Origin of the sequence: Bradyrhizobium sp. 23 (assembly GCF_023073295.1) — a bacterium.
GTDB classification, from domain to species: domain Bacteria; phylum Pseudomonadota; class Alphaproteobacteria; order Rhizobiales; family Xanthobacteraceae; genus Bradyrhizobium; species Bradyrhizobium canariense_D.
The window spans coordinates 132014-138663 of sequence record NZ_JADPJF010000058.1 but is presented as its reverse complement, the minus strand read 5'-3'; the positions used below and the strand labels follow the sequence as shown (position 1 = coordinate 138663).

Annotated in this window: 10 protein-coding genes; 8 read left to right on the top strand and 2 right to left on the bottom strand. The window is 64.1% G+C overall.

Annotation, left to right across the window (positions count from 1 at the left end; all coding sequences use genetic code 11):
- Nucleotides 1-17: 17 nt before the first annotated feature.
- Nucleotides 18-1214 carry an amidohydrolase family protein gene (locus IVB32_RS14245; protein WP_018459312.1) on the bottom strand — a complete coding sequence of 399 codons (1197 nt, stop codon included), beginning with the start codon at nt 1212-1214 and terminating at the stop codon, nt 18-20.
- 156 nt (nt 1215-1370) lie between these two features.
- Here IVB32_RS14245 and IVB32_RS14240 point away from each other — a divergent pair, with 156 nt between their 5' ends.
- The 8 genes from IVB32_RS14240 to IVB32_RS14205 all read left to right on the top strand — a co-directional run bounded on the left by IVB32_RS14240 (nt 1371) and on the right by IVB32_RS14205 (nt 5280).
- On the top strand, nt 1371-2144 hold the full coding sequence (locus IVB32_RS14240) for a ferredoxin--NADP reductase (RefSeq protein ID WP_247297601.1): 774 nt from the start codon (nt 1371-1373) through the stop codon (nt 2142-2144).
- A 106-nt stretch (nt 2145-2250) separates the two neighbouring features.
- Nucleotides 2251-2577: a hypothetical protein gene (locus IVB32_RS14235; protein ID WP_018459310.1), complete on the top strand. Its 327-nt coding sequence runs from the start codon at nt 2251-2253 to the stop codon at nt 2575-2577.
- A 110-nt stretch (nt 2578-2687) separates the two neighbouring features.
- Nucleotides 2688-3959, top strand: a complete 1272-nt coding sequence (locus IVB32_RS14230) for a cytochrome P450 (protein WP_247297600.1) — start codon at nt 2688-2690, stop codon at nt 3957-3959.
- 137 nt (nt 3960-4096) lie between these two features.
- Complete coding sequence (locus IVB32_RS14225; RefSeq protein ID WP_018459308.1) at nt 4097-4279, top strand: hypothetical protein; 183 nt, start codon at nt 4097-4099, stop codon at nt 4277-4279.
- A gap of 13 nt (nt 4280-4292) precedes the next feature.
- The gene (locus tag IVB32_RS14220; RefSeq protein WP_204510917.1) at nt 4293-4493 is read left to right on the top strand and encodes a hypothetical protein; all 201 of its coding nucleotides are present in this window, start codon (nt 4293-4295) and stop codon (nt 4491-4493) included.
- Between the two features lie 3 nt (nt 4494-4496).
- Entirely contained in the window at nt 4497-4724 is a 228-nt protein-coding gene (locus IVB32_RS14215) for a hypothetical protein (protein ID WP_204510918.1), read from the top strand.
- A gap of 15 nt (nt 4725-4739) precedes the next feature.
- Nucleotides 4740-5003 carry a hypothetical protein gene (locus tag IVB32_RS14210; RefSeq protein WP_018459305.1) on the top strand — a complete coding sequence of 88 codons (264 nt, stop codon included), beginning with the start codon at nt 4740-4742 and terminating at the stop codon, nt 5001-5003.
- A 34-nt stretch (nt 5004-5037) separates the two neighbouring features.
- Entirely contained in the window at nt 5038-5280 is a 243-nt protein-coding gene (locus IVB32_RS14205; protein WP_026233777.1) for a hypothetical protein, read from the top strand.
- 38 nt (nt 5281-5318) lie between these two features.
- Here IVB32_RS14205 and IVB32_RS14200 read toward each other — a convergent pair whose 3' ends face one another.
- Complete coding sequence (locus tag IVB32_RS14200) at nt 5319-6569, bottom strand: DUF763 domain-containing protein (protein ID WP_026233776.1); 1251 nt, start codon at nt 6567-6569, stop codon at nt 5319-5321.
- Nucleotides 6570-6650: the final 81 nt, after the last annotated feature.

The following is a 6650-nucleotide window of genomic DNA, read 5'->3' as shown; positions in this document are numbered from 1 at the left end:
GAGCCGCTCCGGCTGCGTCACTTCGCCACCACCTCGGGCACCCTGCCGGCCGGCGGGGTGTTGCGGCTGCGCTGGGTGCGCACGATACCGTCAATGATGGTCATGCCGATGCCGGGGAGGTCGCCGAGTTGGACGCTGTCCAAAATGTTCTTGCCGGCCGAGTGCTGCGCCTTGTCCATGATGACGAAATCGGCCGAGCGGCCCACTTCGATCAGGCCGCAATCCAATTCGCGCATCCGCGCCGTGTTGCCGGTGGCCAGGCAAAACGCGACCTCGGCCGGGAGGTCGCCAAGCGAGGACAGCATCGACACCATGCGGAGAATGCCGAGCGGCTGCACGCCGGAGCCGGCCGGCGCATCGGTGCCGAGGATGACGCGGTGCAGATCGCCCATTTCGCGCGCAATGCGCAACGTGAACAGTGCCGAGCGCTCGTTGCCATTGTGAACGAGCTCGAGGCCGCGCTTGCAGCCCTCGCAGATGCAGCGGATCTGGTCGTCGGGAAGCGCGGTGTGACCGCCATTGATGTGGCCAACCACGTCGGTGTCTGCCTCAAGCACCACATCCTTGTCGATCAATCCGGAGCCGGGGATCGAAGGACCGCCGGTGTGGATCGTGCTCTGGATGCCATATTTGCGGGCCCAGCCGACCATTTTTCGCGCCGTGGGGCCGTCCTTGACGCCGCCCAGGCCGACTTCGCCGAGCAGCTTGACGCCGGCTGCGGCCAACTCCTTGAAGTCCTCCTCCACCATCTCGCACTCGATCACAGGCGCGCCGGCGTGAACCTTCACGCCGCCAGGCCGCAGATTCCAGAATGCACGCTGCGCGAAGATGGCCATCGCCTTCAACCCCACGACGTCGCGCGGGCGGCCGGGCATATGCACCTCGCCGGCGGAAATCATCGTGGTGACGCCGCCATGCAAATTGCTGTCGATCCAGCCGATCTGGTTCTGGCGCGGCGTCCAGTCGCCCGCAACAGGGTGGACATGGCTGTCGATCAGGCCGGGCGCCACCGTGGTGCCGTTGGCCTCGACGATGGTGGTCGCGCCTTCGGTGTTGAGGTCCTTGAAGCGGCCGATCGCGGTGATCTTGCCGTTCTCGGCGACGATGGTGTCGCCGTCCAGGATCGGCTTTTCCAGCGCGCCGGACAGGATCAGGCCGATATTGCGGATCACGAGCTTCGAGGGTCCGGTGGCCTGGGGTGCGTCATGCGCCATGGAATGGGTCCTTGTCCTTAACTGCAACGCTTCCGATCTTGGGCAGCCTTGACCGCGGGATCAAGCCGGATTATTCATTAGTATACAAATGATCGTATACAAACGACGCATAGCTGCCGCCTTGAAAACCGCCACGACGCGCCACGGAAGGGTGAGATGAGCAATTTCAATCAGGAAGCCGTTTTGAGCGTCCACCACTGGACCGACACGCTGTTCTCCTTCAAGACCACCCGCAGCCCGACCTTCCGCTTCCGCAACGGCGAATTCACCATGATCGGGCTCAAGGTCGGCGAGAAGCCGCTGCTGCGGGCCTACAGCGTCGCCAGCGCCAATTACGAGGACACGCTGGAGTTCTTCTCGATCAAGGTCGCGGACGGCCCGCTCACCTCACGGCTCCAGCATCTAAAGGAAGGCGACGAGATCATCGTCAGCCGCAAGGCCACCGGCACGCTGGTGATCGACAATCTGGAGGACGGCCGCAACCTCTACCTCATCGGCACCGGTACGGGTCTTGCGCCGTTCCTGAGCGTGATCAAGGCCCCCGAAACCTACGAGCGGTTCGAGAAGGTCGTGCTGCTGCACGGTTGCCGACACGTGAAGGAGCTCGCCTATGGCGAGATGATCACCGAGACGCTGCCCAAGGACGAGCTGATCGGCGAGTACATCCGCAACCAGCTGATCTACTATCCGACCGTGACGCGCGATCCCTTCCGCAATCGCGGGCGCATCACCGATCTCATCACGTCGGGCAAGCTGTTTTCCGACATCGGCCTGCCGGCACTGGAGGCGGCCCACGATCGCGTCATGATCTGCGGCAGCCCGGCGCTGGTGGCGGATACCCGCGTGCTCCTCGGCGAGCGGGGTCTTGTCGAGGGCAATCACGGCGAGCCGGCCCAATTCGTGGTCGAAAAGGCCTTCGCCGAGCGCTGAGCCCGGAACCCCCGCGCAAGAAGACCGTATTTTCGCCGCCGCGCGCCCGTTGCGGCGTCGATTCGGCACGCGATACACTGTGGGAACGAATCAGCGGAGTTCCCACATGGTTGCGGACAGCGACAGCAATATCGCCTGGCACCGGGTTCAGTTGAAGAAGAACCGCGCCGAGTTGAAGGCGCTCGAAACCGCGCGCTTCACGATGGGCGAGATCGCGTCTTCGAAGCGGAACGGCCAGACCCAGAAGGCGCTCGGGGAACTCAAGCGCAAGATCGTGCAATCCGAGCGCGTGATCGCCGATCACGACAAGCGCACGCGCCGTCCGCTCACCACCGACCTGCGAAGCCTCAGCAACGGCAGCTGGAGCAATTGGGACGCCTACACCAACCAGCAGCAGCGCAAGATCGGCCCGCGTTCGCCGGGGCGGGGGTAAACTCGACTCTCACGCCTGCACCGAAGCCGAAGCGGAGGTTCCGGGTTCCCTTGCGCGGGCGGCGTCGTGCACCGTCTTGGTGAGACCCCGTCAACCGCTTCGGTGATCACATGGCACCACGCCTCGATTTCACCAGCGAGGCCTTCTTTCGCGATCTGCCCAAGGCGATCGCAACGTTGCGCATGTCCGGTCCTGTGGTCGCGGCGCGATTTCCTCTCGTCGGCGATGTTTGGATCACCACGACCCATGAGGCCACCGCGCAGGTCCTGAAGGACGGCACCGATTTCACGCTGCGCAAGGAGGATGGGGACGTCGCGGGTTTACGCTGGTGGATGCCGAACTACGTCAGAACCATCGCCAACAACATGCTGACAATGGACGAGCCTGACCACACAAGGCTGCGCAGCATTGTTGACGAGGCCTTCCGCCGCCGCGCGATCGTCGCGATGGAGCCGCGCATCCGCGCCATCGCGGACGGGCTCGCCGACGAGCTGTTCCTGGCAGGAAGCCCGGCCGATCTCGTCCAGCGCTATGCGCGCATCCTGCCGCTCGCGGTGATCTCCGAGCTGCTCGGATTGCCGTTGGCCGATCGCCCCCGCTTCATCGCCTGGGCCAATACGATGTCCTCACTTACGAACGTCGCCAGCTTCTTCCGCATGCTGTTCGCGTTCCGCAAGATGCGAGCCTACCTCGAACGGCAGCTGCAGATTGCCCGCGTGCGGGGCGGCGAAGGCCTGATCGCGGAGCTGGTTCAGGTCGAGCGCGAGGGCGGCCAGATCACGCCGGACGAAATGGTGTCGATGGTGTTCCTACTGCTCGCGGCGGGCTCCGAGACCACCACGCATCTCATCAGCGGTTCTGTCTACGAGCTCCTCAGAAATCCCGGCGTCCGCGACTGGCTGGCACAGGACTGGAGCCGCGTCGGGCTTGCGGTGGAGGAATTCCTGCGCTTCGTGTCGCCGGTGCAGTTCTCCAAGCCCCGCTATGTGAGGCGGGATATCGAGCTCGCGGGCGTGCGTCTCAAGAAGGGCGATCGCGTCATGGTGATGCTCGCCGCCGCGAACATGGACCCGGCGATGCATGAGCGCCCCGAGAGCCTCGATCCCGCGCGCAAGCCGAACCGTCACATGTCCTTCGGAACGGGCATCCATTTCTGCCTCGGCCATCAACTCGCGCGCATCGAGGCAGCGTGTGCCCTGGAAGCGTTGTTTGTGCGATGGCCGCGGCTTGGCTTTGCTGTGGACGTGTCTCAGATCCACTGGCGCAAGCGACCGGGCATGCGAGCGATCGCGAACCTCCCTGTCGCGCCCGACGGCCACGCAGCACAGGCGACAGCATCAGCTGGATCGATGTTGGTTCGTTCCCAGCCAGTGGCCTGCTGAGACTTACACCTTGCGGAAAATTTCTCTGCACTCGTCGGTAGGAACGGCATGCCGTTGCTCTAGTTGTTTTTGCGACATCGAAAGCCGCGACGAGTTCCTCCGGTCGATGTCGCAGATCAACAACAGGAGACAGCATCATGACCGGCAAGATGCCACCTGTTCCCGCCGAGAATCAAAGTCCGAAGGGAACCGGCGACAGCAAGCAAGTGTCCTCGACTGCCCCGCGCGGCCAGCAGCGTGCGCAAAATCCGGACCAGCAAGGGCAGCAGGGCAACATCAAGCAGAACACCACCAACCAAGGCTATCAGCAAGATCGCTGAGGAGCGGACCCTCATGTCGACATCCACCAAGACACCGAACAGCATCCGTCAGGGCGGACCAGGCGCATCGCATGAGAATGCGAAGGCACCGCTCGAAGTGAAGAAGCCCGCGGCGGACGACCCGCAGCGCAACCACAGCCGCGTCTCCGGCGGAGGTGGCGAGCACGATTCACACCACAGGCATGACGAGGCCGGAAAAGGCGGAGGCAGGTGAGGCATGACCAACAAGCAACCCAAACTCTACGCACCGACGGAAAAGGATATGCAAAATAACCCCATGATCGGCGGATCGAAGGGCGCAACGATGGCCGGTATCTCGCCTGAGGACCTCGAGGACGCCTTGGGCGAGAACACGATCGAAGGCGACGTCGAGAACGACGTGAACGCCGCTGGCGACATCGACAAGGACATCGCACGCAGTGGCACGCACCGAAGAGGCCGATAGCTCCGGAGGACGAGCATGCAAGGCAAGAAGACCCACGAGCAACAGGTTCGCATCCTCGAGCGCAAGCCGGATGTTCCAGACGCGCGAGAGCTTGAGCGCGCCCTCGGCCACAATCCGGAGAATACGGCCGTTCACCGGGCGCGACCTGAGGCGCGACAGAGTGAATTCCCGGTGAGCCGAGGCGGCCTCAACCAGGAAAGCGATCACAACAAGCACAATGATTCCGGCCAAAGCGGACACAAGCCGCCGAAACCGACGCCGGCACAGCAGAAGCATTGAGCTGCACGGGCGATCAAAGCAAGAGGAGAAAAAGATGCCAGGTGGTCGTGGCAGCAAGACGCATTTCAGATCGGGCATGCACGGCAAGGGCGACGGCAGCGGCGCCATGACGGACGTGCCCAAGGAGAAGATCGGCGACAACATGGTGCTGTCAAACCGCGACAAGGCGCAGCACTCGGACATTCGCGGCATGGACGGCAAGGCGATCCAGACCGAACAATATCAGGACCACTCGGCCAACCGGCTCGACGAGGAGCCGGGCACCGACGAGACCTGAGAGCGGCGTTCCTTCCCGCTGAACTCGCGGACCGGCTTTCAGCCGGTCTGCTTTTTTGTCGACCCGAGATCACGCTCCCAGCCGAACACGGAACGGCCGTCGAGATCGGGCGAGGCCGCACGCTCTCCGGCGATATAGGATTCGACGGATGGCCCATGCGCGGTGCGCTCCAGCCGCCGCGCCTGGTCGTCGAGGCGCTTGATGGCTTGCATCTCTTCCTCGCGCCCGAGCTTTGCGTTCTGAATCGCCCCCTTCAGCACGCGAATGGTTTCGTCATAGACCTTGAGTGGAACAGGGTAGGGATGCCGGTCCTTGCCGCCGTGGGCAAGCGAGAAGCGCGCGGGATCGTTGAAGCGGTAGGGCGCGCCGTGCACGACTTCGGCGACCATCGCCAGCGAACGAACGGTGCGAGCGCCAACGCCGGGAGTCAGCAGCAGCTCCGGAAAGTCGACCGGGCCGCGCTCGGCCGCAGCAGCGAGTGTGCCGTGCAGGCGGCGCGCAAACACGTCCTTCGGCCGCACGTCGTGATGCCCGGGCATGATCAGGTGCGGCAGCGTCGCCTGTGCGGGCGCGGGCGCAGTTCCGGTGAGCCGCTCGAATTCGGAAAGGATACGATCCGGGCCGAGATCGCTCAGAAGCTCGAGCTGCGCGGTGCGCGAGATCTCGGCGCGATGGTCGGTGAGGTTGACGATCTCGCCTTGCCGCGGCCCGTCGATCGCGCTGTGCGGTGCGTCGACAAAACTCTTCAGCGCCTCGGAATGCCAGTGATAGCGGCGGGCCTGCCGCTTGTCGCCGTTCATGCCTTGCTGCACCACGGTCCATTTGGCGTCGGCGGTGACGAAGAAGCCGTGCAGGTAAAGGTCAAAGCCGTCCTGGACCGCGGCGCTGTCAACCTTCGCCACGAGGCGACTCGCACGCGTGAGCTTTGCGCCGTCGAAGCCGATTCGGTCGCCGAGCTGCATCAGCTCGTCCGGGGTCTTGCGCGAGTGCTGGCCACGCCCGCCGCAGACGTAGATTCCGAGCTCGTCCTGGAGCGGTCCCAGCCCGCGCTTCAGCGCGCCAATCACCGACGTCGTGATGCCGGAGGAGTGCCAATCCATCCCCATGACGGCGCCGAACGACTGGAACCAGAACGGGTGCGAGAGCCGCTGGAGGAATGCATCGCGTCCGTAGTGATGCACGATCGCCTGTGTGACGATCGCGCCGAGCGACGACATGCGGGTCGCCAGCCAGGGTGGAACCCGGCCGGTGTGAAGGGGAAGATCGGCGCTGCCGGTCCGTCGAGTCATGATTGACCACAAATAGCGCAGTTCGGCGATGATTGCACCAGAGGGATGCTGCATTGCACCGAGCGGGGGAGCGAACGACGC